The 23,630-nt window shown below is 70.8% G+C and carries 21 protein-coding genes; 16 read left to right on the forward strand and 5 right to left on the reverse strand.

What is annotated here, in order from left to right:
• The first annotated feature begins 152 nt into the window (after positions 1-152).
• The 8 genes from AB0P25_RS12065 to AB0P25_RS12100 are packed head-to-tail and all read left to right on the forward strand — an operon-like array spanning position 153 to position 7,879.
• Positions 153-1,673: an ABC transporter ATP-binding protein gene (locus tag AB0P25_RS12065; RefSeq protein ID WP_363807599.1), complete on the forward strand. Its 1,521-nt coding sequence runs from the start codon at positions 153-155 to the stop codon at positions 1,671-1,673.
• Positions 1,670-2,956 (forward strand): ABC transporter permease, encoded by a 1,287-nt coding sequence (locus AB0P25_RS12070; protein WP_363807600.1) that lies wholly within the window; start codon positions 1,670-1,672, stop codon positions 2,954-2,956. The genes AB0P25_RS12065 and AB0P25_RS12070 overlap by 4 nt, the downstream gene beginning before the upstream one ends.
• Complete coding sequence (locus AB0P25_RS12075; RefSeq protein WP_363807601.1) at positions 2,953-4,242, forward strand: ABC transporter permease; 1,290 nt, start codon at positions 2,953-2,955, stop codon at positions 4,240-4,242. Before AB0P25_RS12070 ends, AB0P25_RS12075 begins: the two co-directional genes overlap by 4 nt.
• On the forward strand, positions 4,239-4,673 hold the full coding sequence (locus tag AB0P25_RS12080) for a cytidine deaminase (RefSeq protein ID WP_363807604.1): 435 nt from the start codon (positions 4,239-4,241) through the stop codon (positions 4,671-4,673). Before AB0P25_RS12075 ends, AB0P25_RS12080 begins: the two co-directional genes overlap by 4 nt.
• 14 nt (positions 4,674-4,687) lie before the next feature.
• Positions 4,688-5,995, forward strand: coding sequence for a thymidine phosphorylase (locus tag AB0P25_RS12085; RefSeq protein WP_363807605.1), 1,308 nt, complete (start codon positions 4,688-4,690; stop codon positions 5,993-5,995).
• A 10-nt stretch (positions 5,996-6,005) separates the two neighbouring features.
• Positions 6,006-7,124, forward strand: coding sequence for an adenosine deaminase (locus AB0P25_RS12090; RefSeq protein WP_363807606.1), 1,119 nt, complete (start codon positions 6,006-6,008; stop codon positions 7,122-7,124).
• Positions 7,125-7,148: 24 nt separating this feature from the next.
• Entirely contained in the window at positions 7,149-7,610 is a 462-nt protein-coding gene (locus tag AB0P25_RS12095; protein ID WP_363807608.1) for a PTS sugar transporter subunit IIA, read from the forward strand.
• The gene (locus AB0P25_RS12100; RefSeq protein ID WP_064111123.1) at positions 7,607-7,879 is read left to right on the forward strand and encodes a PTS sugar transporter subunit IIB; all 273 of its coding nucleotides are present in this window, start codon (positions 7,607-7,609) and stop codon (positions 7,877-7,879) included. Before AB0P25_RS12095 ends, AB0P25_RS12100 begins: the two co-directional genes overlap by 4 nt.
• Here AB0P25_RS12100 and AB0P25_RS12105 read toward each other — a convergent pair.
• Complete coding sequence (locus AB0P25_RS12105; RefSeq protein WP_363807609.1) at positions 7,876-8,178, reverse strand: helix-turn-helix transcriptional regulator; 303 nt, start codon at positions 8,176-8,178, stop codon at positions 7,876-7,878. The two genes, AB0P25_RS12100 and AB0P25_RS12105, sit on opposite strands and share 4 nt — an antisense overlap.
• A 52-nt stretch (positions 8,179-8,230) precedes the next feature.
• Here AB0P25_RS12105 and AB0P25_RS12110 point away from each other — a divergent pair, with 52 nt between their 5' ends.
• Positions 8,231-9,418, forward strand: a complete 1,188-nt coding sequence (locus AB0P25_RS12110) for an MFS transporter (protein ID WP_363807610.1) — start codon at positions 8,231-8,233, stop codon at positions 9,416-9,418.
• 12 nt (positions 9,419-9,430) lie between these two features.
• Here AB0P25_RS12110 and AB0P25_RS12115 read toward each other — a convergent pair whose 3' ends face one another.
• A complete protein-coding gene (locus AB0P25_RS12115) occupies positions 9,431-11,140 on the reverse strand; it encodes a phospho-sugar mutase (RefSeq protein WP_363807611.1) in 1,710 nt (569 codons plus the stop codon).
• Positions 11,137-11,970, reverse strand: a complete 834-nt coding sequence (locus AB0P25_RS12120) for a purine-nucleoside phosphorylase (protein ID WP_363807612.1) — start codon at positions 11,968-11,970, stop codon at positions 11,137-11,139. Before AB0P25_RS12120 ends, AB0P25_RS12115 begins: the two co-directional genes overlap by 4 nt.
• Positions 11,971-12,055: 85 nt before the next feature.
• On the opposite strand from AB0P25_RS12120, the gene AB0P25_RS12125 reads away from it, so the two are divergent.
• From AB0P25_RS12125 to AB0P25_RS12135, 3 genes are all read left to right on the forward strand, one after another.
• Positions 12,056-13,492, forward strand: coding sequence for an NAD(P)H-quinone dehydrogenase (locus AB0P25_RS12125; protein ID WP_363807613.1), 1,437 nt, complete (start codon positions 12,056-12,058; stop codon positions 13,490-13,492).
• 16 nt (positions 13,493-13,508) lie between these two features.
• The gene (locus AB0P25_RS12130) at positions 13,509-15,314 is read left to right on the forward strand and encodes a cation:proton antiporter (protein ID WP_363807614.1); all 1,806 of its coding nucleotides are present in this window, start codon (positions 13,509-13,511) and stop codon (positions 15,312-15,314) included.
• Between the two features lie 321 nt (positions 15,315-15,635).
• The gene (locus AB0P25_RS12135) at positions 15,636-16,493 is read left to right on the forward strand and encodes a hypothetical protein (protein ID WP_363807615.1); all 858 of its coding nucleotides are present in this window, start codon (positions 15,636-15,638) and stop codon (positions 16,491-16,493) included.
• An 82-nt stretch (positions 16,494-16,575) separates the two neighbouring features.
• On the opposite strand, the gene AB0P25_RS12140 is transcribed toward AB0P25_RS12135, so the two are convergent.
• Both AB0P25_RS12140 and AB0P25_RS12145 read right to left on the reverse strand, forming a co-directional pair.
• Positions 16,576-18,345, reverse strand: a complete 1,770-nt coding sequence (locus tag AB0P25_RS12140; protein ID WP_363807616.1) for a biotin carboxylase N-terminal domain-containing protein — start codon at positions 18,343-18,345, stop codon at positions 16,576-16,578.
• A gap of 94 nt (positions 18,346-18,439) precedes the next feature.
• Positions 18,440-19,078 carry a Maf family nucleotide pyrophosphatase gene (locus AB0P25_RS12145; RefSeq protein WP_363808055.1) on the reverse strand — a complete coding sequence of 213 codons (639 nt, stop codon included), beginning with the start codon at positions 19,076-19,078 and terminating at the stop codon, positions 18,440-18,442.
• Between the two features lie 24 nt (positions 19,079-19,102).
• On the opposite strand from AB0P25_RS12145, the gene AB0P25_RS12150 reads away from it, so the two are divergent.
• The 4 genes from AB0P25_RS12150 to AB0P25_RS12165 are packed head-to-tail and all read left to right on the forward strand — an operon-like array spanning position 19,103 to position 23,492.
• On the forward strand, positions 19,103-20,473 hold the full coding sequence (locus AB0P25_RS12150) for a TRAM domain-containing protein (RefSeq protein ID WP_363807617.1): 1,371 nt from the start codon (positions 19,103-19,105) through the stop codon (positions 20,471-20,473).
• Positions 20,474-20,516: 43 nt separating this feature from the next.
• On the forward strand, positions 20,517-21,176 hold the full coding sequence (locus AB0P25_RS12155) for a response regulator transcription factor (RefSeq protein ID WP_064111132.1): 660 nt from the start codon (positions 20,517-20,519) through the stop codon (positions 21,174-21,176).
• Positions 21,163-22,473 (forward strand): ATP-binding protein, encoded by a 1,311-nt coding sequence (locus AB0P25_RS12160; RefSeq protein ID WP_363807618.1) that lies wholly within the window; start codon positions 21,163-21,165, stop codon positions 22,471-22,473. Before AB0P25_RS12155 ends, AB0P25_RS12160 begins: the two co-directional genes overlap by 14 nt.
• On the forward strand, positions 22,470-23,492 hold the full coding sequence (locus AB0P25_RS12165; RefSeq protein WP_363807619.1) for a hypothetical protein: 1,023 nt from the start codon (positions 22,470-22,472) through the stop codon (positions 23,490-23,492). Before AB0P25_RS12160 ends, AB0P25_RS12165 begins: the two co-directional genes overlap by 4 nt.
• Positions 23,493-23,630: the final 138 nt, after the last annotated feature.

Genomic DNA, 23,630 nt, shown 5'->3' on the forward strand with positions numbered 1-23,630 from the left:
CCTCCCTGTTGCGTTCCGCTCTTGTCATCGCTGCTCATCTGCGCACACACTGACAAATGTGCAAGCAGGTATCGTGAAGACGCGCGTCGAGGCCACCAGCCGTTCCGCGCTGTCTTCGCTCACGGGCGAGTAGAGAAGGAAACCCACCCGAAATGAAGCTCGAACTCCGCGGCATCACCAAACGGTTCGGTGCCCTGGTCGCGAACGACCACATCGACCTCACCGTAGAACCCGGCGAGATCCACTGTCTGCTCGGCGAGAACGGCGCAGGCAAGTCCACCCTCATGAACGTGCTCTACGGCTTCTACCAGGCCGACGAGGGCGAGATCCTGCTCGACGACGTCGTCCAGCACTTCTCCGGCCCGGGCGATGCCATGAAGGCGGGCATCGGCATGGTGCACCAGCACTTCATGCTCATCCCTGTCTTCACGGTCGCAGAGAACGTCATGCTCGGCCACGAGCAGACCAAGTTCGGCGGCCGCCTCGACCTCAACGCCGCTCGCGCGAAGGTGCGCGAGATCTCGGCGCGGTTCGGGTTCGACGTCGACCCGGACGCGCTCGTCGAAGACCTGCCGGTCGGCGTCCAGCAGCGCGTCGAGATCATCAAGGCGCTGTCGCAGGACGCGAAGGTGCTCGTGTTCGACGAGCCGACCGCCGTCCTGACCCCGCAGGAGACCGACGAGCTGATGGCGATCATGCGCCAGCTCAAGGAGCAGGGCACCGCGATCATCTTCATCACGCACAAGCTGCGCGAGGTGCGCGAGGTCGCCGACCGCATCACGGTCATCCGCCTCGGCAAGGTGATCGGCGAGGCCGAGCCCACCGCGACCAACGTCGAGCTGGCGTCGATGATGGTCGGCCGCGCGGTGTCGCTGACGGTGTCGAAGGAGCCGGCGACACCCGGCGGTCCCGCGCTCGTGGTCAAGGACCTCTCGGTGATCGACCAGATCGGCCAGATCGTCGTCAACAACGTGAGCTTCGAGGTCCGGGCGGGCGAGATCCTGGCCATCGCGGGCGTGCAGGGCAACGGGCAGACCGAGCTGACGGAGGCGATCATCGGCCTCCAGCCGCGCGTGCAGGGCGAGATCCTGCTGGACGGCACGCCCATCCAGGGTCACAGCGTCCGCAAGGTGCTCGACGCCGGGGTCGGCTTCGTGCCAGAGGACCGCAACGAGGACGGCCTGGTCGGCGAGTTCACCATCCAGGAGAACCTGATGCTCGACCGCTCGACCGGCGACCCGTTCGTCAAGGGCGGCAACATCCAGTTCTCCTACCTCAAGGACTTCGCCGAGGAGAAGGTGCGCGAGTTCGACGTGCGCACCCAGTCCATCGACACCAAGGTCGGCCGGCTGTCGGGCGGCAACGCGCAGAAGGTCGTCCTCGCCCGCGAGCTGAGCCGCGAGCTGCGGCTCTTCGTCGCTGCGCAGCCGACCCGCGGCCTCGACGTCGGATCGATCGAGTTCGTCCACAAGCGCATCGTCGAGACCCGGGATGCGGGCGTGCCCGTCATCGTCGTCTCGACCGAGCTGGACGAGGTGGCCGCGCTCGCGGACCGCATCGCCGTGATGTACCGCGGCGGCATCGTAGGAATCGTGCCGGGTGACACGTCTCGTGACGTGCTCGGCCTCATGATGGCCGGCGAGACGCCGGAGCAGGCAGGAGCAGCAGCATGACCGGGACCGACACGGCGCCGGCCCAGCCCGTGAACCCGCAGACGCCGGCCCCCGCGCCCGCCGGCGACAAGGACGACTCGCGCTGGAACCAGGCGATCCGCGACATCATGGGCGGTCCGGTGATCATCTCGATCCTGGCCGTCGTGCTCGCGCTGATCGTCGGCGCGATCCTCATCGCGATCACCGACCCCGGGGTGCAGCGCGCGGCCGGGTACTTCTTCGCACGCCCCGGCGACACGTTCTCGGCGATCTGGACCTCGGTCTCGAACGCCTACGTCTCGATGTTCCAGGGCGCGATCTACAACTTCCGCCGCCCGTCGTTCGCGGCCGGCATCCGTCCGCTGACCGAGACGCTGACGTTCGCCACTCCGCTCATCGTCAGCGGTCTCGGCGTCGCCCTGGCGTTCCGCGTCGGCCTGTTCAACATCGGCGCTCAGGGCCAGATCCTCATCGCGGCCGCCGCGTCCGCGTGGGTCGGGTTCTCGTTCAACCTGCCGCCCGTGATCCACCTGGTGCTCGCCGTCGTCGCGGGCATCGTCGGCGGCGCGATCTGGGCCGGCATCGTCGGCGCGCTGAAGGCGCGGACGGGCGCCCACGAGGTGATCGTCACGATCATGCTCAACTACATCGCGTTCTACCTGATCGCGTACATGCTGCGCACGCAGGGACTCCTCCAGGCGCCGGGCTCGAACAACCCGAAGGCGCCGCCGGTGAAGGCGAACGCGATCTTCCCGCCGCTGTTCGGCGAGCAGTACAACCTCACCTGGGCGTTCGTCGTGGTCATCGCCGCGACGGTCTTCGTGTGGTGGCTGATCAACCGCTCCAGCCTCGGCTTCCGCTTCCGCGCGGTCGGTGAGAACCCGAACGCGGCACGCGTCGCGGGCATCAACGTCAAGAACATCTACCTGTACGCGATGCTCATCGCGGGTGGCCTCGTCGGCATCGCCGGCGCCAGCCAGGCTCTCGGGGTGTTCCCGCAGGGCATCAGCTCCGGCGTGGATGCGGGCATCGGCTTCGACGCGATCACCGTCGCGCTGCTCGGCCGGTCGCGGCCGTGGGGCGTGTTCATCGCCGGTCTGCTGTTCGGGGCGCTCAAGGCCGGCGGCTACACCATCCAGGCGGCCAACGACATCCCGATCGACATCATCCTGATCCTGCAGTCGCTGATCGTGCTCTTCGTCGCGGCCCCGCCGCTGGTGCGCGCGATCTTCCGCCTCCCGACACCGGGGAGCACGCCCCGGAGACCGCGTCCCATCGTCACGAAGGAGGTGGAGGCCAAGTGAGCACCACCGCCCCCGTCGTCCCCGACTCCTCGCCGATCGTCCTCGAGAAGGCGGAGATCCGCTCCTGGAAGGCGCCGATCGCGCTCGCGGTCTTCGTCGTCATCAGCTTCGTGCTGTTCTTCGGCTTCGCCCGGCACGGCCAGAGCACCTTCCGGTTCTCGGAGACGTCCGACGTCGTGAAGATCGCGAACCTCACGGTCGACACCTTCGTCACCACGACGATCGTCACCATCCTGCTCATCGTCCTGACGGCGCTGAGCGCCTGGTACTCGTACCGCGCGCAGAAGACGCCGATCTGGCTCGTCATCGTCTTCGCCCTGCTCTTCATGTTCGGCTTCCTCGCCTGGGCCGGATCGGGCGAGCTGCCCGTCCCGGTCACCGGCCTGCTGCTCGGTACGATCAGCCTCTCGGTGCCTCTGGTCTTCGGCGCCCTCGGCGGCGTGATCTCGGAGCGCGGCGGCGTCGTCAACGTCGCGATCGAGGGCCAGCTGCTCGCCGGCGCCTTCGTCTCGGCCATGACCGCGACGCTCACAGGCAGCTGGGTGGTCGGCCTGCTGGCCGCGCTCGTCGCGGGCGTGCTCGTCTCGTTCGTGCTCGCCGCCTTCTCGATCAAGTACCTGGTCGACCAGGTCATCGTCGGCGTGGTGCTGAACGTGCTGGTCACCGGCCTCACGAGCTTCCTGTACTCGCAGGTGCTCGCCGGCAACCCGCAGCTGCTCAACCACCCGCCGCGCCTGCCGGAGTGGCCCATCCCGGTCCTCAGCGAGATCCCGATCATCGGCCCGGTGCTGTTCCGCCAGACGATCATCGAATACCTCATGTACATCGCGGTCTTCGCCGTGTGGTTCGGACTGTTCAAGACTCGCTGGGGCCTCCGCCTCCGCTCGGTCGGCGAGCACCCCGAGGCCGCGGACACCGTGGGCATCAACGTCAACAGCACGCGGTTCTGGAACGTCTCGCTCGCGGGCGCCGTCGCCGGCCTCGGTGGCGCGTACTTCACGCTGGGCTCAGTGGGAGCGTTCTCGAAGGAGATGACCGCCGGCCAGGGCTTCATCGCCCTCGCCGCCGTGATCTTCGGACGCTGGGACCCGATCCGCGCGACCCTCGCCGCCCTGCTGTTCGGTTTCGCGTCGAACCTGCAGAACGTGCTCGGCATCATCGGCTCGCCGGTCCCGAGCGAGTTCATGCTGATGCTGCCGTACGTCGTCACGATCTTCGCGGTCGCGGGCCTCGTCGGGCTCTCGCGGGCCCCGGCCGCCGACGGAAAGCCGTACATCAAGTCATGACCGAGCTCCCGAACGCAGAGTCCATCGACTGGGAGGCCCTGCGCGCCGCCGCCACCGACGCCATGCACCGCGCGTACGCCCCCTACTCGAACTTCCCGGTGGGAGCGGCCGCGCTCGTCGACGACGGACGCATCGTCAGCGGCTGCAACGTCGAGAACGCCAGCTACGGCGTGACGCTGTGCGCCGAGTGCGGCCTGGTGTCGTCCCTCGCCATGACCGGCGGCGGCCACCTCGTCGCCTTCACCTGCGTCGACGGCGACGGCGCGACGCTCATGCCGTGCGGCCGCTGCCGCCAGCTGCTGTACGAGCACTCGGCCGAGGGAATGCTGCTGGAGACCGTCTCCGGCATCCGCACCATCGACCAGGTGCTGCCCGACGCGTTCGGGCCGCGCCAGCTCGCCGCCTACGCGGCCGAGCACGAGAACGACTGAACAGGAACACCTTCGTGACCGACCTTGCAGGAGAGGTCGAGGCGTTCGACGCCGTCGACCTGATCAGGACCAAGCGCGACCGCGGCGAGCTCAGCACCGCCGAGATCGACTGGCTGGTGGACGCGTATACGCGCGGCTACGTCGGCGACGAGCAGATGTCGGCGATGACCATGGCGATCTTCCTCAACGGGATGACCCGCCGTGAGATCAAGGACCTCACCCTCGCGATGATCGCGTCCGGCGAGCGGATGGACTTCTCCGGCCTCGGCAAGCCGACCGCCGACAAGCACTCCACCGGCGGCGTGGGCGACAAGATCACCCTGCCGCTGATGCCGCTGGTCGCGACCTTCGGCGTGGCGGTCCCGCAGCTCTCCGGCCGCGGCCTCGGTCACACCGGAGGCACCCTGGACAAGCTGGAGAGCATCCCGGGCTGGCGCGCGAGCCTCAGCAACGCGGAGATGTTCGCGCAGCTGCAGAACGAGGGCGGCGTCATCTGCGCCGCCGGCTCCGGCCTGGCGCCGGCGGACGGCAAGCTCTACGCGCTGCGCGACATCACGGGGACGGTCGAGGCCATCCCGCTGATCGCATCCTCGATCATGTCGAAGAAGATCGCCGAGGGGACGAGCGCGCTCGTGCTAGACGTGAAGTTCGGCTCCGGCGCGTTCCTCAAGGACATCGAGCGCTCCCGCGAGCTCGCCCGGACGATGGTCGAGCTGGGCCGGGACGCGGGCGTCGCGACCTCCGCGCTGCTGACCGACATGAATGTCCCGCTGGGCCTCACGATCGGCAACGCGAACGAGGTCCGCGAGTCGGTCGAGGTGCTTGCGGGCGGGGGACCGGCCGACATCGTCGAGCTGACCGTCGCCCTGGCGCGCGAGATGCTGACCCTCGCCGGGCGCCCGGACGAGGACGTCGAGGCGGCCCTCAAGGACGGCCGCGCGATGGACAAGTGGCGCGAGGTCATCCGCGCGCAGGGCGGCGACCCCGACGCGCCGCTGCCCGTCGCGACGGACACGCACACGGTCGTGGCGGACGAGGACGGCATCCTGGTCGAGCAGCAGGCCCTGCCGTTCGGCATCGCCGCCTGGCGCCTCGGCGCCGGCCGCGCCCGCAAGCAGGACCCGGTGCAGCACGCCGCGGGCATCGACCTGCACGCGAAGCCCGGCGACGCGGTCCGCAAGGGCCAGCCGCTGTTCACCCTCTCAGCGGACGAGCCCGCCCGCTTCGAGCGCGCGCTCGAGGCGCTGGAGGGCGCCTACCGGATCGCGCCGACGGGCACCCCGTTCGAGCGCGGCCCGCTGATCGCCGACCGGATCGCCTAGGGTTGACCTCATGAGCGACGCCTGGAACGAGTACGCGCTGGCCGACGGCACCGAGATCCGTCCGCTGCCCAAGGTCTCCCTGCACGACCACCTCGACGGCGGCCTCCGCCCGGCGACGGTGCTCGAGCTGGGCGCCGAGATCGGACTGGAGCTGCCGGCGCAGGATGCGACCGAGCTCGGCCGCTGGTTCGCCGAGAAGTCGAACTCGGGCTCGCTGGTCGAGTACCTGAAGACGTTCGACCTCACCACCGCCGTGATGCAGACCCGCGAAGGGCTCAGCCGGGTCGCCCGGGAGTTCGTCCAGGACCTCGGCGACGACGGCGTCGTGTACGGCGAGATCCGCTGGGCGCCGGAGCAGCACCTGAGCCGGGGGATGTCGCTCGACGAGACCGTCGAGGCCGTGCAGGAGGGTGTCGAGCAGGGCATCCAGGACGTGCGGAACGCCGGTGGACGCATCCGCGTCGGCCAGCTGGTCACCGCGATGCGGCACAACGACCGCGGACTCGAGATCGCCGAGCTCGCCGTCCGCCACCGCGACCGCGGCGTCGTCGGCTTCGACATCGCCGGCCCGGAGGCGGGCTTCCCGCCCTCGAACCACCGCGCGGCGTTCGACTACCTGGCCGCGCAGTTCTTCCCGGCCACCGTGCACGCGGGCGAGGCGGACGGCCTCGACAGCATCCGGAGCGCCCTGCTCGACGGGCGCGCCCTGCGGCTCGGCCACGGCGTGCGCCTGGCAGAGGACATCACGATCGAACGCCAGGACGACGAGAACACCTATGTCACGCTCGGCAACCTGTCCCAGTGGGTAAAGGATCGCGAGATCGCGCTCGAGACGAGCCCGACCTCCAACCTGCAGACCGGCGCCATCGCGGCCTGGGGCGACGACATCCTCGACCACCCGTTCGACCTGCTCTACCAGCTGGGCTTCCGGGTCACCGTGAACACCGACAACCGCCTGATGAGCGGCACGACGCTGACGCGTGAGCTCAGCATCCTGGCTGACGCCTTCGCCTACGACCGCACCGACCTGGAGATCTTCCAGCTCAACGCCGCCGCGGGCGCCTTCCTCCCGCTGGAGGAGCGTGAGGAACTGGCCGAGATCATCACAGCAGGTTTCGAGGGTTCGTGAACCCCCGGGCGCTACTGTAGAAATATGTCACTGCCACCGCTGCCTGATTCCGCCATCACCGTCGGCGCGCACGCCGACGACTGGCGTCGGGCGGTCGAGCTGGCCGGTGAGGCGCTGGCACGGTCGGGGGCCACGGAGCAGGGCTACGCGCAGCGGATGATCCAGGTGATCGAGGAGTTCGGCGCCTACATCGTGATCGCGCCCGGCCTCGCGCTGGCGCACGCGCGCCCCGGGCCCGACGTGAACACGGACGGCCTGTCGGTCGTCACCCTCGACGACCCGGTGGTCTTCGGCCACCCGCACAACGACCCGGTGTCGGTCGTTCTCGGGCTCGCGGTGTCCACACCCGAAGCGCACGTGACGAGTGTCGCCGAGCTCGCGAACGTCTTCAACGACCCGGAAGCGATCCCTGCACTGGCTGCGGCGACCGACGTCGCCGACGTGCAGCGCATCCTCACGCTCAGCGAAGAAGAGGCGTCGCGGTGAAGATCGTCGCGATCTGCGGCGTGGGTGTCGGCACCTCCGGCATCCTGAAGGTGAACGCCGAGCGCGTGCTCGACCGGCTCGGGATCGACGCGGACGTGACCGCATCCGACGCGGCCCACATCGGCGAGGCGGCGGCGGACGCGCAGGTCGTGCTCACATCGCCGGAGCTGGTGGACCGGATCGGCAAGACGAACGCCGACGTGATCGTCGTGCACAACTACTTCGACCTCGAAGAACTCGAGCAGAAGCTCGACGAAGCCCTGGGCTAACCGCGCAGCAGCGCTTCGATCAGACCGGGGAACCGCTGGTCGAGCTCGTCTCTGCGGAGCTGGATCTCGTGCGTCCGGCCGCTGACGATCGTCCGGGTGACGCCGGCCTCGCGCAGCGTCTTGAAGTGGTGCGCCATGGTCGACTTCTGCACGTCGACACCCCACTCGGTGAGCGTCTTGGGGTGCGGCCTGCCGTCGGCCAGGACCCGCACGATCTGGAGCCGGATGGGGTCGCCCACCGCGCGCAGCACGTCGACGAGCTGCACGTCCTGGATGTCGGGGCTGGGATAGTCGGTCATGCTCACCACAAATTGTTTGACAATCATCGAACAATAGTCGTACCTTAACGGTATGACGTTCGTCGAACAATCGTACCGCAAGACCCTCCCGGCTCTGCTGGTACTCGCTCTGGGGCTCTTCGTCGTCGGCACGAACGCGTTCGTGATCGCCGGCCTGCTGCCGCGCGTCGCCGCCGGGCTCGGTGCCACCGCGACGCAGGTCAGCTGGTCCATCACCAGCTACTCGCTCGTCGTGGCCGTCGCCGCCCCTGCCGTCTCGATCCTCCTCCCGCGCGTCCCGCGGGCGACCCTCATGGCCGCAGGCCTCGCGGTCTTCGCCCTCGGCACCGCCGTCTCCGCGCTGGCGCCCGACCTCACGGTGTTCATCGCCGGCCGCACGTTCTCCGGCCTCGGGGGAGCGGCCCTCGTCCCGACGGCCACCGCGGCGGCCGCATCCCTCGCCCGTCCGGAGAAGCGCGGCCAGGCCCTCGCCATCGTCGGCGCCGGCTTCACTCTGGCGACGGCCGTCGGCTCGCCGCTCGGCACCGCGCTGGGCGGTATGGCGGGCTGGCGCTTCGCGCTGTGGTGCATCGTCGGGATCGCCGCGGTGCTCGTGGTCGCCATCCCCCTGGTGGTGCGGGACGTGCCCGTCCCGCCCGCGGTAACGCTCAAGCGACGGCTCGCCCCGCTGGCCGACCTGCGCATCGTCGCCCCGCTCGGGACGACCCTGCTCATGATCGCCGGGTTCAACATCGTGTACATCTTCTCGGCGGCCGTGACCCACGCGTCCACCGGAGGTTCCGGGACCCTGCTCGCGGTGCTGCTGCTGGCCTACGGCGTCGCCGGGATCGCGGGCAATGCGATCGCCGGGCCGCTCACCGACCGGTTCGGCAGCCGTCCGGTCGCGCTGACCGCGCTCGGCGCGCAGGCGCTCACGCTCGTCGTGCTGGCGTTCTCCGAGGCGTCCTTCGTGGCGACCATCGTCGTCTTCGCGGTCTGGGGCGTCGCGGCGTTCGCGATCGCCATCCCGGTTCAGCACAGGCTCGTGCACGTCGACCCGGGCAGCGCCGCACTCGCGCTGTCCTGGTACTCGACCGCGATGTACGTCGGCATCGCCATCGCGCCCCCGATCGGGACGCTGGCGCTGGCCGCCGGGGGAGCGGTCGCGGTCCCCCTCGCCGGCGCGGTCGTCACGGTCGCGGCGCTCGCGGTGTTCCTGCTCGGGTATCTCGCGCGCACGCCGCGAACCGTGACGGCCTGAGCCGCAGCCGTCCTAGGCCGTCAGCAGTCGCATCGCCTCGGCGAGGGCGGCCACCCGCGAGGTCGCGGTCGCGCGCCGCTCCTCCAGGCTGCCCTCGTCGCTCGAGGCGTCGATGTAGATCTTGAGTTTCGGCTCGGTACCGCTCGGGCGGACCATGACACGGGAGCCGTCCTCGAGCAGGATGCGCAGCACATCGCTCGGCGGGAGGCCGCCGAAGCCGTCCTTCAGGTCGTCGATCTGCGCGACCTTCACCTCGCCGAGGTGGCTCGGCGGGGTGGACCGCAGCGCAGCCATGATCTCCCCGATGCGCGAGAGGTCCGTGACCCGGAGCGAGATCTGATCGCTGGCGAAGAACCCGAAGCGCTCGGCGAAGGCGTCCAGGTGCTGGGCCACGCTGATCCCGTCGGCGGCCAGGCCGTTCGCCAGGTCGAGGAACGCGACAGCGGCCGAGATGCCGTCCTTGTCGCGCACCGTCTCCGGGTTCACGAGGTAGCCGAGGGCCTCCTCGTAGCCGTAGATCAGGCCCGGCGCCCGCGAGACCCACTTGAAGCCGGTCAGCGTGTCCGCGAAGTCCAGCTTGTAGGCGCGGGCGACGGAGGCGAGGGCGGGGGAGGAGACGATCGAGCAGGCCAGCGTGCCGATCGGCCCGCGGTCGTCCGCCCGCGCCTCGGCGAGCTCGGCGGCGCGCCAGCCGAGCAGCGCGCCCACCTCGTTGCCGGAGAGCCGGCGGTAGCCGTCCGCGCTCGACGGGTCGGGGATGGCGACGGCGAGCCGGTCGGCGTCCGGGTCGTTCGCGATCACCAGGTCGGCCCCCGCCTCCCGGGCGGCGGCGAACGAGAGATCCATCGCGCCGGGCTCCTCCGGATTCGGGAAGGCGACCGTCGGGAACGCGGGGTCGGGATCGATCTGCGCGGTCACCGGGGTGGGCTCCGCGAAGCCGGCGCGGGCGAAGACCTCGCGCGCGGTGCGCCAGCCGACGCCGTGCATGGCCGTGTAGACGAAGGAGACGGCGTCCCGCGGGGTCTCCGTCGCGGCGACCGCGACGGTCGCGGCGATGTACGCGTGCTCCACGTCGTCGGAGGCGACCTCGTAGCGGTCGGAGCGCGGCAGGTCGGCCACGCTGCCCTGCGCGACGTCGAGGATGTGCGCGGCGATCTCCGCGTCCACCGGGGACACGATCTGCGAGCCGTGGTTCTCGCCGCCCAGGTAGACCTTGTACCCGTTGTCGTTCGGCGGGTTGTGGCTGGCGGTCACCATGACGCCCGCGCTCGCGTCCAGGTGCCGGACGGCGAAGGCGAGCACCGGTGTCGGCAGCAGGCGAGGGAGCAGGATGGCGTGCACGCCCGCGCCGGCCATCAGCTCGGCGGTGTCGCGGGCGAAGACGTCGGAGTTCTTGCGGCCGTCGTAGCCGATCACGACCGACGGCGTGCCGCCCTCGGCGTGCTCGAGCAGCCAGCGGGCGAAACCGGCGGCGGCCTGCGCCACGAGCACGCGGTTCATCCGGTTCGGGCCCGCGGCGATCGCGCCGCGGAGGCCGGCGGTGCCGAAGGCCAGGCGCTCGTCGAACCGCGAGTGCAGGTCGGCGACGGCCTCGGCGGAGCCCGCCTCCGCGGCGACGATCAGCGACTCCAGTTCGTCCCGCGTCTCCGGGTCCGGGTCCTGCGCCAGCCAGGCGCGGGCGTCGGTGAGGAGCTGCGGGGTGTCCTTCGTCGCGTCGCTCACAGCGCCTCCACGATCTGGGCGAGCAGGGCGCTGATCACCGGTTCGGCGGCGCGGCCGGCCTCGATGACCTCCTGGTGGCTCAGCGGGGTCTTCTGGATGCCCGCGGCGAGATTGGTCACGAGCGACATGCCCAGGATCTCCATGCCGGCCTGACGCGCCGCGATCGCCTCGAGGGCGGTGGACATGCCGACGATGTGCCCGCCGATCGCCTTCGCCATCTGCACCTCGGCCGGCGTCTCGTAGTGCGGGCCGCGGAACTGCGTGTACACGCCCTCGTCGAGCGATGGGTCGATGGTGCGGGCGAGGTCGCGGAGCCGCTGCGAGTAGAGGTCGGTTAGGTCGATGAAGGTCGCGCCCTCCAGCGGGGAGTCGGCCGTCAGGTTGATGTGATCGCTGATGAGCACCGGGGTGCCGGGCTTCCAGTGGTCCTTGATGCCGCCCGCGCCGTTGGTGAGGACCATCGTGGTCGCTCCGGCCGCGGCCGCGGTGCGCACGCTGTGGACCACGCGGCGGACGCCGTGGTTCTCGTAGTAGTGGGTGCGCGCGCCGATGACGAGGGCGTGCTTGCCGTTCGTCAGGCGGATCGAGCGCAGGGTGCCGACGTGTCCCTCCAGGGCGGGCTTGCTGAAGCCGATGATCTCGGTGGCCGGGACGGTCGCGACGGTCTCGCCGATCAGGTCCGCGGCCTTGCCCCAGCCGCTGCCCAGGGTGAGCGCGATGTCGTGGCGCTGCACGCCCGTCTTCTCGGCCAGCTGGGAGGCCGCTTCGCGCGCGATCTCGAAGGGGTCGGCCGCGGGGTCGTCGAGGGGGTTGGTGAAGGAATCCGACATGCCCCCAACTCTACTGAGCCGCCGGTTGTCCACAGCGGCGGTCCCGGATGCGCATCGGTGCATCCCATGCGGAAGAATGGTGCCCATGTCGTATGAATTCGAGCGCAAGCAGCGGCTCGCCGTGCTCGGCGGCGGTCCCGGCGGGTACGAGGCGGCGCTCGCGGGCGCCCAGCTGGGGGCCGACGTGACCATCGTGGAGCGCTCCGGGGTGGGCGGCTCGGCCGTCATCACGGACGTGGTGCCCTCGAAGAGCCTCATCGCGACGGCCGAGGCCACCAACTCCATCGGCGAGGCGACCGACCTCGGTGTGCAGTTCTTCTCGCGCGGCGAGACCGGCAAGCCGGTGCGTCCCGAGATCGCGGTCAACCTGGCGGCGGTGAACAAGCGGCTGGTCGGGCTCGCACGCCAGCAGTCGGAGGACATGCGGGCCGAGCTCGTGCGCTCCGGCGTCCGGATCGTGACCGGGGAGGGGCGCCTCGACGGCTCCGGCGCCGTGATCGTGTCCACGGGCAAGGGCGACTCGGGCACCGACTTCGACCGCGTCGAGGCCGACACGATCGTGGTCGCCGTGGGTGCGGCGCCGCGCGTCCTGCCGTCGGCGGTGCCGGACGGGGAGCGCATCCTCACCTGGACCCAGCTGTACGACCTGCAGACCGTGCCGTCGCACCTGATCGTCGTCGGTTCCGGTGTGACCGGTGCGGAGTTCGCATCCGCCTACAACGCACTGGGTTCGAAGGTCACGCTCATCTCGTCGCGCGACCAGGTGCTGCCGGGCGAGGACGCGGACGCCGCAGCCGTCATCGAGAACGTCTTCCGCCGCAACGGCATGCAGGTGCTGTCGAAGTCGCGCGCCGAGTCGGTCGTCCGCACCGAGGACGGCGTGGTCGCCACGTTGACGGACGGGCGCACCATCGAGGGCTCGCACTGCCTCATGGCGGTCGGCTCGGTGCCGAACACCGCCGGGATCGGCCTCGAGGAGGCGGGCGTGCAGGTGACGCCTTCCGGTCACATCCGGGTGAATCGGGTCGCGCGCACGTCCATCCCCAACATCTACGCGGCGGGCGACTGCTCCGACTCGCTGCCGCTCGCGTCCGTCGCCTCTATGCAGGGCCGCACCGCCGTGTTCCACGCGATGGGTGACGCCGTGAACCCGATCGAGCTGCGCAACGTCAGCTCCAACATCTTCACCCAGCCCGAGATCGCGACGGTCGGCTGGAGCCAGAAGCAGATCGAGGAGGGCATCGCGCAGGGCGACATCTACAAGCTGCCGCTGAAGTCCAACCCGCGGGCCAAGATGCTCGGCATCCGCGACGGCTTCGTGAAGCTGTTCGCGCGCACCGGGTCGGGCACCGTCATCGGCGGTGTGATCGTGGCGCCGCGCGCGTCCGAGCTGATCTTCCCGCTCGCGCTCGCCGTGGAGCAGCGGCTCACGGTCGACCAGGTCGCCCGGGCGTTCACGGTCTACCCGTCGCTGTCGGGGTCGATCACCGACGCCGCGCGGGCCATGCACATCGTGCTCTGACGGAAGGCATCGGGGGATGGAGACCGCGCTCGTCATCGGCGTCCTCGCCGTCCTGACGATCGCGGCCGCCACCACCATCGGGCCGAAGTTCGGGGTGGCGTCGCCGCTCATCCTCGTGGTGGTCGGCATCCTGGTGAGCCTGCTGCCGTTCGTGCCGGCGCTGGTCATCCAGCCGGAGTGGGTGATCGCCGGCGTGCTGCCGCCGCTGCTGTACTCGGCGTCGGTGTCGATGCCGGCCATGACCTTCCGACGCGAGTTCGGGGCGATCGGCGGCCTGTCGGTCATCCTCGTCATCGTCAGCTCGGTCGTTCTGGGTCTCTTCTTCGCCTGGATCATTCCCGGCCTCGGTCTCGGCTGGGGCGTCGCGCTCGGGGCGATCGTCAGCCCGACGGACGCCGTGGCGACCGGCATCGTGAAACGCGCCGGCGTGTCCCCGCGCGTCGTCGCGATCCTGGAGGGCGAGAGCCTGCTGAACGACGCGACCGCGCTGGTGCTGTTGCGCGCGGCGGTCGCGGCGGCGGCCGTGGCGACCTTCACGGTGGGCGCGGTGACGCTGTCGTTCGTCTATTCGGTCGTGATCGCCGTCGCCTTCGGAGGCCTCGTCGGCTGGCTCAACCTGCTGGTGCGGGCCCGGGTCAAGGATGCGACGGTCAACACGGTGATCTCCTTCACCGTGCCGTTCCTCGCGTCCATCCCCGCAGAAGCGCTCGGTGCGTCGGGGCTGGTGGCCGCCGTGGTCGCGGGGCTCGTCACCGGCTTCCGTGCGCCGCGCGTCCTGTCGCCCGAGCACCGGTTGTCGGACGCCCAGAACTGGCGGACGGTCGAGCTGATCCTCGAAGGCCTGATCTTCCTCACGATGGGTCTCGAGCTGTTCGGCATCCTGCAGAAGGTGCAGCAGGACCATTCCGGCGTGGCGCCGGCGATCGGCATCGCAGCGATCGCCCTGGTGCTGACGATCGTGGTGCGCGCGGCCTTCGTCGCGCCGCTGCTGGCGCTGCTCGCACGGCGCCACCGTCGCGGTCAGCGGATCCGGCCGCGGCTGGAGCAGATGCAGGAGCACCTGTCCGATCCGGAAGCGGTGCAGCGCGGGATCGCCCAGCGGATCGCGCCGGCCGAGACGCCGGCGATCACCGCCGGCGACGGCGAGCGCGCCGCGCCGGTCGCGGATCTGACGCCGTTCACCGGCCCGGACCCGGCCCGGCCGGTCTCGCCGAAGCAGGCCGAGCGACGACGGCGGCGCCTCGCCCGCCGCGGTGTCCCGACCACCGAGAACCTGGCGCGGTTCGGCACGCGCGTGCGGCGGCTGATCGCGGACATCGAGTACTTCACCGGCGCCCCGCTCGGCTGGCGCGAGGGCGCGATCGTCGTGTGGGCCGGGATGCGCGGCGCCGTGACGGTCGCGGCCGCCCAGTCGCTTCCAGGCGATACCCCGGGCCGCTCCGTGCTCGTCCTCATCGCGTTCCTCATCGCAGCGGGGTCGCTTCTGCTCCAGGGCGGAACGCTGGGGCTCGTCCTGCGGCTGGTGAAGCCCGCCGCGGCGGACCCTGCGGCCGAGAAGGAGGAGCGGCGGCGGCTCATGGAGCTGCTGTACGAGGCGGGTAAGTCCGTTCCTCAGCCGACCACCCGGGAGCGGACACCGGAGGCCTTCGCGGAGCACAAGGCCGCGCGCCTCGCCCGGCTGCGCGCCCAGCGCGACGCCCTCCTCGACGCCCGCGACGACGGCACCTTCAGCGCCGACGTCCTCGCCGGCGCCCTCACCAACCTCGACGCCGACGAGATCAGCATCGACCTCAAGGGCGACCCCACCGAGGCCACCGGCTGAGCCGCCGCCGCCGGCGTGCCGGCCCCTCTCGCTGCCGGGCGAAAACGGAGGACATCCGTCGGTCGCGGGCGACCGATCTCCTCCCATTTCCTACATCGCGCGGCGTGTCGACTCCGATCTCCTCCCTTTCCCCCTCCAAGCCGAAACGGAGGAGATCCGTGGCGAGGGCGTGGCAGTTCCCCTCCCTTTTTCTACATCGCGCGGCGTGTCGTGCTCGATCTCCTCCCTCCCGAACGCGTCCACAGGCCGAAGCTGAGGCGACTTCTCCACAGATTCCGAGGTCGGCCCGGGCCACCGCGGGGGGCTCGCGACGATGGATTCATGAACTGGAACGAACGACTCGAGCGCTGGGGAGGCGCAGCCTCAACGCGTCAGCTCCGGAGCGCCGGAGCAACGCAGCGCGAGCTGACGGCGGCGGTCGCCTCCGGGCATATGCTGCGGCCGCGCAACGGCCGTTACGCCTCTCCGATGGCGCCCCATCCGACCCTCCTCGCGCTCTCGAAAGGGTCGCGGCTCTGCTGCGTCTCCGCCGCGCGCACGTACGGGCTCTGGGGTGGGACGGACGAACGCATCCACCTCGTCGTTCCCCCGAACGCCGGCCGATCGGGCCGCTCTGATCCGCGGACCGTTCGCCATTGGCGGCGCGTCTCCGATCATCCCGAGATCTGGCGGGTGTCGTTCCCTGACTGTCTTCGCACGGTGGTGCGCTGTGCCGATGATCTCACCGCCGTCGCCGTGCTGGACACTGCTCTGTCATCGGGTCGGGTCTCACCGTACGGCCTCGACCGGATATTCGCCGGGGAGCCTCAGCCGTCGCGTCGGCTCGCCGACCAGGCGCGACCCGGCTCGGAGTCCGGGGTGGAGTCGATCCTCCGGCAGCTGCTCGAGACCCGGGGCCATCGGGTCGAGCAGCAACTGCAGGTCTCGGGGGTGGGGCGCGTCGACATGCGGATCGACGGGATGCTCCTCGTCGAGGTCGACGGCTTCGCCTTCCACCGGGACCGCGGCGCGTTCGAGCGTGATCGCGGGCGGGATACCGCGCTCGCGCTGCGAGGGATGCGGTGGCTCCGTGTGCCCGCGCGGCAGGTCGTGAACGATTCCGCGGCGGCCGTGGGTGCGGTCGAGGGAATGCTGGGCTTGCTGAGAAGGGAGGAAGACCTTGTCCGCGCGGCGAGCTGAGACGCGAAAAGGAGGAGCCCTCGAGCCGGGTGGCTCAGGGACTCCTCCTTCTCGGAGGGCGCGCGGCGCGTGCCTGTGCGCGTCAGACGATGTTGAGCAGCAGGTGGCCGGAGGAGACCGTCTCGCCGACCGTGGCGTTGATGCCGGAGACCGTGCCGTCCTTGTGGGCGGTGAGCGGCTGCTCCATCTTCATCGCTTCGAGGACGAGCACGAGGTCGCCCTTGACGACCGGGTCGCCGTCGGCGACCGCGACCTTGACGACGGTGGCCTGCATGGGAGCGGTGACCGAGTCACCGGTCGCCGTCTCGACGCTGTGCGCCGCGCCGCGTCGACGCGGGGCGGGTGCGGCGGCAGCGGCCGCGCCTGCGGAACCGCCGCCGAGCAGGCGAGCGGGCAGCGACACCTCGATGCGCTTGCCCTCGACCTCGACCACGACGTTGCTGCGGCGCTCGGCGGCAACCTGGTCGCCCAGCTCACCCGTCCACGGCTCGATGTCGTTGCCCCACTCGGTCTCGATCCAACGGGTGTACACCGAGAACGGCTCGCCGTCCTGCGGGGCGAAGGCCGGGTCGCGCACGATCTCACGGTGGAAGGGGAGGACCGTGGGCAGGCCGGCGACCTCGAACTCGTCCAGCGCGCGGCGGGAGCGCTCCAGCGCCTCCTCGCGGCTGGAGCCGGTCACGATGAGCTTCGCGAGCATCGAGTCGAAGGCGCCGCTGATGACGTCGCCCGCCTGGATGCCGCTGTCGACGCGCACCCCGGGGCCGCCGGGAGCCTTGAACACGTGCACGGGGCCGGGGGAGGGGATGAAGTTGCGGCCGGCGTCCTCGCCGTTGATCCGGAACTCGAAGGAGTGTCCGCGCGGAGCCGGGTCGTCGTAGTCGAGCTCGCCGCCCTCCGCGAGGCGGAACTGCTCGCGCACCAGGTCGATGCCGGTGACCTCCTCGGAGACCGGGTGCTCGACCTGGAGGCGGGTGTTCACCTCGAGGAACGACACGGTGCCGTCCTTGCCGATCAGGAACTCGCACGTTCCGGCGCCCTGGTATCCGACCTCCTTGAGGATGGCCTTGGAGGAGGAGTACAGCTTCTCCATCTGCTCCGGGGTGAGGAAGGGCGCGGGCGCCTCCTCGACGAGCTTCTGGTGCCGGCGCTGCAGGGAGCAGTCGCGGGTGGAGACCACGACCACGTTGCCGTAGGCGTCGGCGAGGCACTGGGTCTCGACGTGGCGCGGCTGGTCGAGGTACTTCTCGACGAAGCACTCGCCGCGGCCGAACGCCGCGATCGCCTCGCGGGTGGCCGACTCGAAGAGCTCCGGCACTTCCTCGCGGGTGCGGGCGACCTTGAGGCCGCGGCCGCCGCCGCCGAAGGCCGCCTTGATGGCGACGGGAAGGCCGTACACGTCGACGAAGTCGAGCACCTCGGATGCGTCGGCGACCGGGTTCAGGGTTCCGGGGGCGAGCGGGGCGCCCACCTTCTCGGCGACATGACGCGCCGAGACCTTGTCGCCCAGGCGCTCGATGGCCTCGGGCGACGGGCCGATCCAGGTGAGGCCGGCGGCGATCACGGCGCGAGCGAAGTCCGCGTTCTCGGCGAGGAAGCCGTAGCCGGGGTGGACCGCGTCGGCGCCCGAGCGGCGCGCGACCGACAGCAGCTTGTCGATCACCAGGTAGGTGTCGGCGCTGGTGGTCCCGTCGAGGGCGTACGCCTCGTCGGCGAGGCGGACGTGGACGGCGTCGCGATCCTGGTCCGCGTACACCGCGACGGACGCGATGCCGCTGTCCTTCGCCGCACGGATGACACGGACGGCGATCTCGCCGCGGTTGGCGATCAAAACCTTGGTGATACGTGGCACAGTTCCCTAGCCTATTGCTCGATATCGAACGACATTTGGTTGATCCCCACAAAAATGGGGCGCCCAAGACTCCAGGAGCCTACAACGAGACGGGTCAGCGGTCTCGGTTCCACAGTGACGTCCACTCGACGCCGAGCTCGCGCACCAGGTCGCGCAGCGTCGAGAGCGAGAGCCCGACGACGGTGCTCGGGTCGCCCTCCACCCGGGTGATGAACGGCCCGCCGAGGCTGTCGACGGTGAACGCACCGGCCACCTCCAGCGGCTCCCCGCTGGCGACGTAGGCGTCGATCTCGACGTCGGTGATGTCGGCGAACGTCACGGCTGCGGTGGCGACGGCTCCGGCTGCGGCGTTCTCGCGGCCGTCGCGGTGGTCGATGAGCCAGTGGCCGGAGTGCAGGACGCCGGTCCGGCCGCGCTGCTGCAGCCAGCGCTCCCACGCGACCTCCGGCAGGTGCGGCTTGCCGTGGATGGCGCCGTCGATCGCGAACGCGGAGTCGCCCCCGAAGATCAGGCCGTCGAGGGGTTCGCCGTCGAGGGTGCCGCGCACCGCCTCCGCCTTGAGGCGCGCCAGCAGCTGCACCATGGCGTCCGCGCTCAATGGTCCGTGCTCGGCCTCGGCTGCGGCGACCGCGGCCGGCTCGTCGACGTGCGAGGGCACGACCACCGGCTCGATGCCCGCGGCGCGCAGCAGGGCGAGCCGGGCCGGAGAGGTGGAGGCGAGGTAGAGGCGCATGGTCACCTATGGAATGCTCGAAGGATGCCCCAGAACGATGAGGGAGACCTCGCGCAGCACGAAGTCGAGCTCGACATTACCAACGTCGCCCACGGCGGCGTGTTCGTCGCGCGGCACGAGGGCCGGGTCGTCTTCGTGCCCGACACGATGCCGGGGGAGCGGGTGCGGGCGCGCATCGGCGACACCCGGCACGCGAGCTTCTGGCGCGGGGAGGTCGTCGAGGTGCTGGAGGCGGCGCCCGAGCGACAGGAGCACGTCTGGGAGGCGGCAGGGATCGAACGTCCGCCCGCGCAGCGCGCGGGTGGCGCCGAGTTCGGCCACATCCGTCTGGAACACCAGCGTGAGCTGAAGCGCCGCGTGATCGAGGACGCGCTCACCCGCACCGCGAAGCTGTCGCCCGACGCCATCGCCACGGCGGGTGTCGGCGGCGGCCGGGTGACCGTCGAGCCCGTCGCCGGCGAGACCGGGGACGGCACGGGATGGCGCACCCGGGTCCGCCTGCAGGTCGACCGGCAGGGGCGTCTCGGACCATTCGCGCCGCGGTCCCACACCGTGATCCCGGTCGACGATCTGCCGCTCGCGACGGCGCTCGTCCAGGAGGCGACGCCGTTCGGTCAGCTGTTCCCGGGCGCGGAGTCGGTGGATGTCGTGGCGACGGGGCTCGGAACCTCGCACGTCCTCATCAACGACGCCCCGGACCGCCCCAGCGGCAACCGGAGCGCCACCGGCGACCGCGGCCGCGGCCGCAACCGCGCCTCGGTCCGGCCCTCGCGCCCGCGGTCCCGCCCGCAGCCGGTGCCCATCCGCGAGCGGGTCGGCGACCGCGAGTTCCGGCTCGACGCGCGCGGGTTCTGGCAGGTGCATCGCGCCGCCGCGCAGACCCTCACCGAGGCGGTGCAGTCCGCGGTCGACGAAGCGCTGTTCGACCCGCGCGCGGCCAACCTCGACCTGTACGGGGGCGTCGGGCTGCTCGCCGCCACGCTCGGCGACCGATTCGGCTCCACCCTCCGCATCACGTCCGTCGAGAGCAGTGAGACGGCCACCGACGACGCCGCCGAGAACCTGGCCGAGTGGGTGGGCGCCTCGGCGATCACCGACCGGGTGGAGCGGTACATCACCCGGGCCGCCGCGGACGCGTCGGCCGCCGAGCGCGCCCGGCTGCGGGCAGCCACCGTCGTGCTCGACCCGCCGCGGTCGGGTGCCGGGCGCGAGGTCGTCGACGCCATCTCGTCGCTCACCCCGGCCCAGGTCGTCTACGTGGCCTGCGACCCCGTCGCCCTCGCCCGCGACCTCGCGTTCTTCGCCGGACACGGCTACGAGCTGCGCGGCTTGCGCGCCTTCGACCTCTTCCCCAACACGCACCACGTCGAGGCCGTCGCCACGCTGACGCGCTGAGGTGGAGCACGCCCGAATGCATTCACCCCCTACGATGGTCTCCATGGTGCGGGTGGCAATCGTCGACGATCACGAGTCCGTGCGCCTGGGGCTGAAGGCGGCCTGTCAGGACGCGGGCTACGACGTGGTCGTGACCGCTCCGACGGTGGACGACTTCGTGTCCCAGCTCGGTTCGCAGGAGTGCGACGTCGTGGTGCTCGACCTGTCGCTCGGCGACGGATCGAAGGTCACCGACAACGTCAAGCGCGCGCAGGCGACCGGCGCGGCGGTGCTCGTGCACAGCATCGCGGACCGCGTGGCGAGCGTCCGCGAGGCCCTGGCGGCGGGTGCCGCCGGCGTCATCCCCAAGTCCTCTCCCACGACCACCGTGATCAGCGCCATCGCGACGGTCGCGCGCGGTGACGTTCTCAACAACCTGGAATGGGCCACCGCGATCGACGCCGACAGCGACTTCGCGAAGGCCCAGCTCGGGCGCCGCGAGCGCGACGTGCTCCACCTCTACGCGTCCGGGCTGCCGTTGAAGGCGGTCGCCGCGCAGCTCGGCATCGCCAACTCCACAGCCCGCGAGTATCTGGACCGCATCCGCGTCAAGTACGTCGAGGTCGGTCGGCCGGCCCCCACCAAGGTGGATCTCCTCCGCAGGGCGGTGGAGGACGGCATCCTCCCCGGGCTCGACCCGGAGACGGGCAATGAGCGTTCCTAGCGGGGTGCGCCCCGGGCTGCCCTTGGAGTCGGTCAAACCCCGCAACCCGCTGAGCCGCGCCCGAATCGAGCGCATCGCGGACCGCACCGTCTCCGCGTTCGGTCTCGTCTTCGGCCTGCAGACGCTCCCGACGGCCCTCGGGCAGCTGAAAGACCTCCATGAGCCGTGGGGCGTCGTGTGGATGATCGCGGTCTTCGGCGGACTCGCGCTCACGGTGATCCTCGCCGTCGTCCAGCGCGGAGTGAAGATCGCGATGGGCGTGCTCTCGGTCGTCTACCTCGCAGCCATCCTCACCTGGCCACTCATCGCCGACGACCCGGCCGCATTCCAGACCGACAAGCCGTGGGTCTGGTTCCTCTGCTCGGTGTTCACCGCATTCGCCGCCGTCGCGTACCCGCTGTGGCTGGCCATCGCCTACACGTTCCTCGTCCCGATCGCCTACGGCGTCGTGCGAGCGCTCCCCGCGGGAGGCGGCGTCGGCTTCGAGCTGGCCGCGCTGGACACCATCTACGCGATCATCCTCGGCGGCGTCATCCTCGCCATCATCGCGATGATGCGCCAAGCGTCGAGCGCCGTCGACACCGCGCAGAGCCAGGCGCTCGCGCGGTACGCCAACGCGGTCCGCCAGCACGCGACCGAGGTGGAGCGCGTCCAGGTGGATGCGATCGTGCACGACAGCGTCCTCACCACTCTGCTCTCGGCCGCCTCGGCGCGGACCATCGAGCAGAAGGAGCTCGCAGCGGCGATGGCGGCGGACGCCATCGGGCACCTCCACGCGGCCGAGGCGGCGACGCCCGAGGACCAGACGGCCGTCGGTCTCGACCGGCTGACCGAGCGGCTGGTGACAGCCGCGAACGCGTTCTCGTCCCCGTTCGCCGTCGATGTGCACGACGTGGAGGTGCACACGCTCCCCGTGAACGTCGCCGAGGCGGTCTACTCGGCCACGGTCCAGGCGATGGTGAACAGCATGCAGCACGCGGGCGGCCCCGAGGTGCAGCGAAGCGTCTCGATCCGCGGCGGCAGCCCTGCCGCGACAGTGGAGGTCGTCGTGCGCGACGACGGACGCGGCTTCACCGAGTCCGAGGTCCCCGCCGAGCGGCTGGGGCTGAGGATCAGCATCCGCGACAGGCTCGCCAAGGTCGGCGGCCGCGCGAGCATCGAGTCCGAGCCGGGTGCGGGCACGACGGTCACCATCCTGTGGCCGTCGGGCGACCAGAACGCGCTCGGCGGAACGTCCGCGGCGACCGCGCTGCACGACCCGCTGGCTCCGGCCGTGGCGACGGAGGCGGCCGAGTGATCACCCTCAACCGCGTCCTCTTCCTCAGCCTCGGGGCCCTCTTCTCGGCATACCACCTGTTCCTGGCGCTGTCGTCGCTGTCGACGCCCGCGGCAACGGGCCCGGTCATCGTGTCCATGGTTCTGTACGGGATCGCGACCATCCTCAGCCTGTGGCCCACCAGCCCCACGAAGATGCCGCTCTGGCTCGCCGCCTTCGACCTCGCCGTGAGCGTCGTGGCGACCATCCTGGTGACCAGTCAGCTCGATCCCGCCAAGGACAACGGCTACGCCACCTGGTACGTCGCGGCGGTCGGCACCCTGATGACCATCTGCGCGGTCCGCCGCCAGCAGGTCGTCGCGTGGGTCGGAGTGGGCTTCCTGGCCGTGCAGACCGTGGTCTGGGCCGGACCGGGTGCGCTCGCCGGGCTGGGTGTGATCGGTTCGATCGTCTGGGTCGGCGTCGCGGTCGTCATCTCGAGCTCGCTGGCGAAGGCGGGGCGCGATGCGCTCCAGTTCGCGCGCGCCGAGCGCGAGGCGACGGAATGGCAGGCCGCCCAGGAGGCGCACGTCATGGAGCGTCAGCTGCGGCTGCGGCAGACCTACCGTGTGGCAGCGCCGATGCTGGCCGAGATCGTCCGGCGCGGGGGAGACCTCACGGAGGCCGAGCGGCGCGAGTGCCGCTATCTGGAGGGCGCCATCCGCGACGAGATTCGCGGACGCAGGCTCCTGAACGACGACGTCCGCCGCGAGGTCATGGACGCGCGCCGCCGCGGCGTGGTCGTCAGTCTGCTCGACGAGGGCGGCATCGACGACCTCGACCAGCGGGGCCTGGAGGCGGTGCTGCGGCGGCTGGCGGAGGCGATCCGCGGCACGACCACGGACAAGCTCATCGTACGGACGGTGCCGCGCTCATCGAAGACGGCCGTGACGGTCGTCGGCCTGCGCATGTCGGACGACGGCGCGGCGAATGCGCTCGGGGCGGAGTCGGAGGACGACGAGGTCGACCTGTGGCTGGAGATCCCGCGTCCCGTGGCCTGACGCCGCGACGCCGGGCGGCAGCTCTGCGGGCTCGATCCGCCCGTTAACGGGAGAAAGGGGCCGACACCCGAATTGTCGGCCCCTTTTCAAACCCCGAGTCAGGGCGACAACCCGAATATCGCCCTGACTCGCCCCCAA

Origin of the sequence: Leifsonia sp. NPDC077715 (assembly GCF_040686855.1) — a bacterium.
Taxonomy (GTDB): domain Bacteria; phylum Actinomycetota; class Actinomycetes; order Actinomycetales; family Microbacteriaceae; genus Leifsonia.

Excerpts from the sequence above, each read along its gene's own strand:
- AB0P25_RS12065 (WP_363807599.1), top strand. The coding sequence starts at position 153 with ATGAAGCTCGAACTCCGCGGCATCACCAAACGGTTCGGTGCCCTGGTC.
- AB0P25_RS12070 (WP_363807600.1), top strand. The coding sequence starts at position 1,670 with ATGACCGGGACCGACACGGCGCCGGCCCAGCCCGTGAACCCGCAGACG.
- AB0P25_RS12080 (WP_363807604.1), top strand. The coding sequence starts at position 4,239 with ATGACCGAGCTCCCGAACGCAGAGTCCATCGACTGGGAGGCCCTGCGC.
- AB0P25_RS12090 (WP_363807606.1), top strand. The coding sequence starts at position 6,006 with ATGAGCGACGCCTGGAACGAGTACGCGCTGGCCGACGGCACCGAGATC.
- AB0P25_RS12095 (WP_363807608.1), top strand. The coding sequence starts at position 7,149 with ATGTCACTGCCACCGCTGCCTGATTCCGCCATCACCGTCGGCGCGCAC.
- AB0P25_RS12105 (WP_363807609.1), bottom strand. The coding sequence starts at position 8,178 with ATGACCGACTATCCCAGCCCCGACATCCAGGACGTGCAGCTCGTCGAC.
- AB0P25_RS12110 (WP_363807610.1), top strand. The coding sequence starts at position 8,231 with ATGACGTTCGTCGAACAATCGTACCGCAAGACCCTCCCGGCTCTGCTG.
- AB0P25_RS12120 (WP_363807612.1), bottom strand. The coding sequence starts at position 11,970 with ATGTCGGATTCCTTCACCAACCCCCTCGACGACCCCGCGGCCGACCCC.
- AB0P25_RS12125 (WP_363807613.1), top strand. The coding sequence starts at position 12,056 with ATGTCGTATGAATTCGAGCGCAAGCAGCGGCTCGCCGTGCTCGGCGGC.
- AB0P25_RS12130 (WP_363807614.1), top strand. The coding sequence starts at position 13,509 with ATGGAGACCGCGCTCGTCATCGGCGTCCTCGCCGTCCTGACGATCGCG.
- AB0P25_RS12135 (WP_363807615.1), top strand. The coding sequence starts at position 15,636 with ATGAACTGGAACGAACGACTCGAGCGCTGGGGAGGCGCAGCCTCAACG.
- AB0P25_RS12145 (WP_363808055.1), bottom strand. The coding sequence starts at position 19,078 with ATGCGCCTCTACCTCGCCTCCACCTCTCCGGCCCGGCTCGCCCTGCTG.
- AB0P25_RS12150 (WP_363807617.1), top strand. The coding sequence starts at position 19,103 with ATGCCCCAGAACGATGAGGGAGACCTCGCGCAGCACGAAGTCGAGCTC.
- AB0P25_RS12155 (WP_064111132.1), top strand. The coding sequence starts at position 20,517 with ATGGTGCGGGTGGCAATCGTCGACGATCACGAGTCCGTGCGCCTGGGG.
- AB0P25_RS12160 (WP_363807618.1), top strand. The coding sequence starts at position 21,163 with ATGAGCGTTCCTAGCGGGGTGCGCCCCGGGCTGCCCTTGGAGTCGGTC.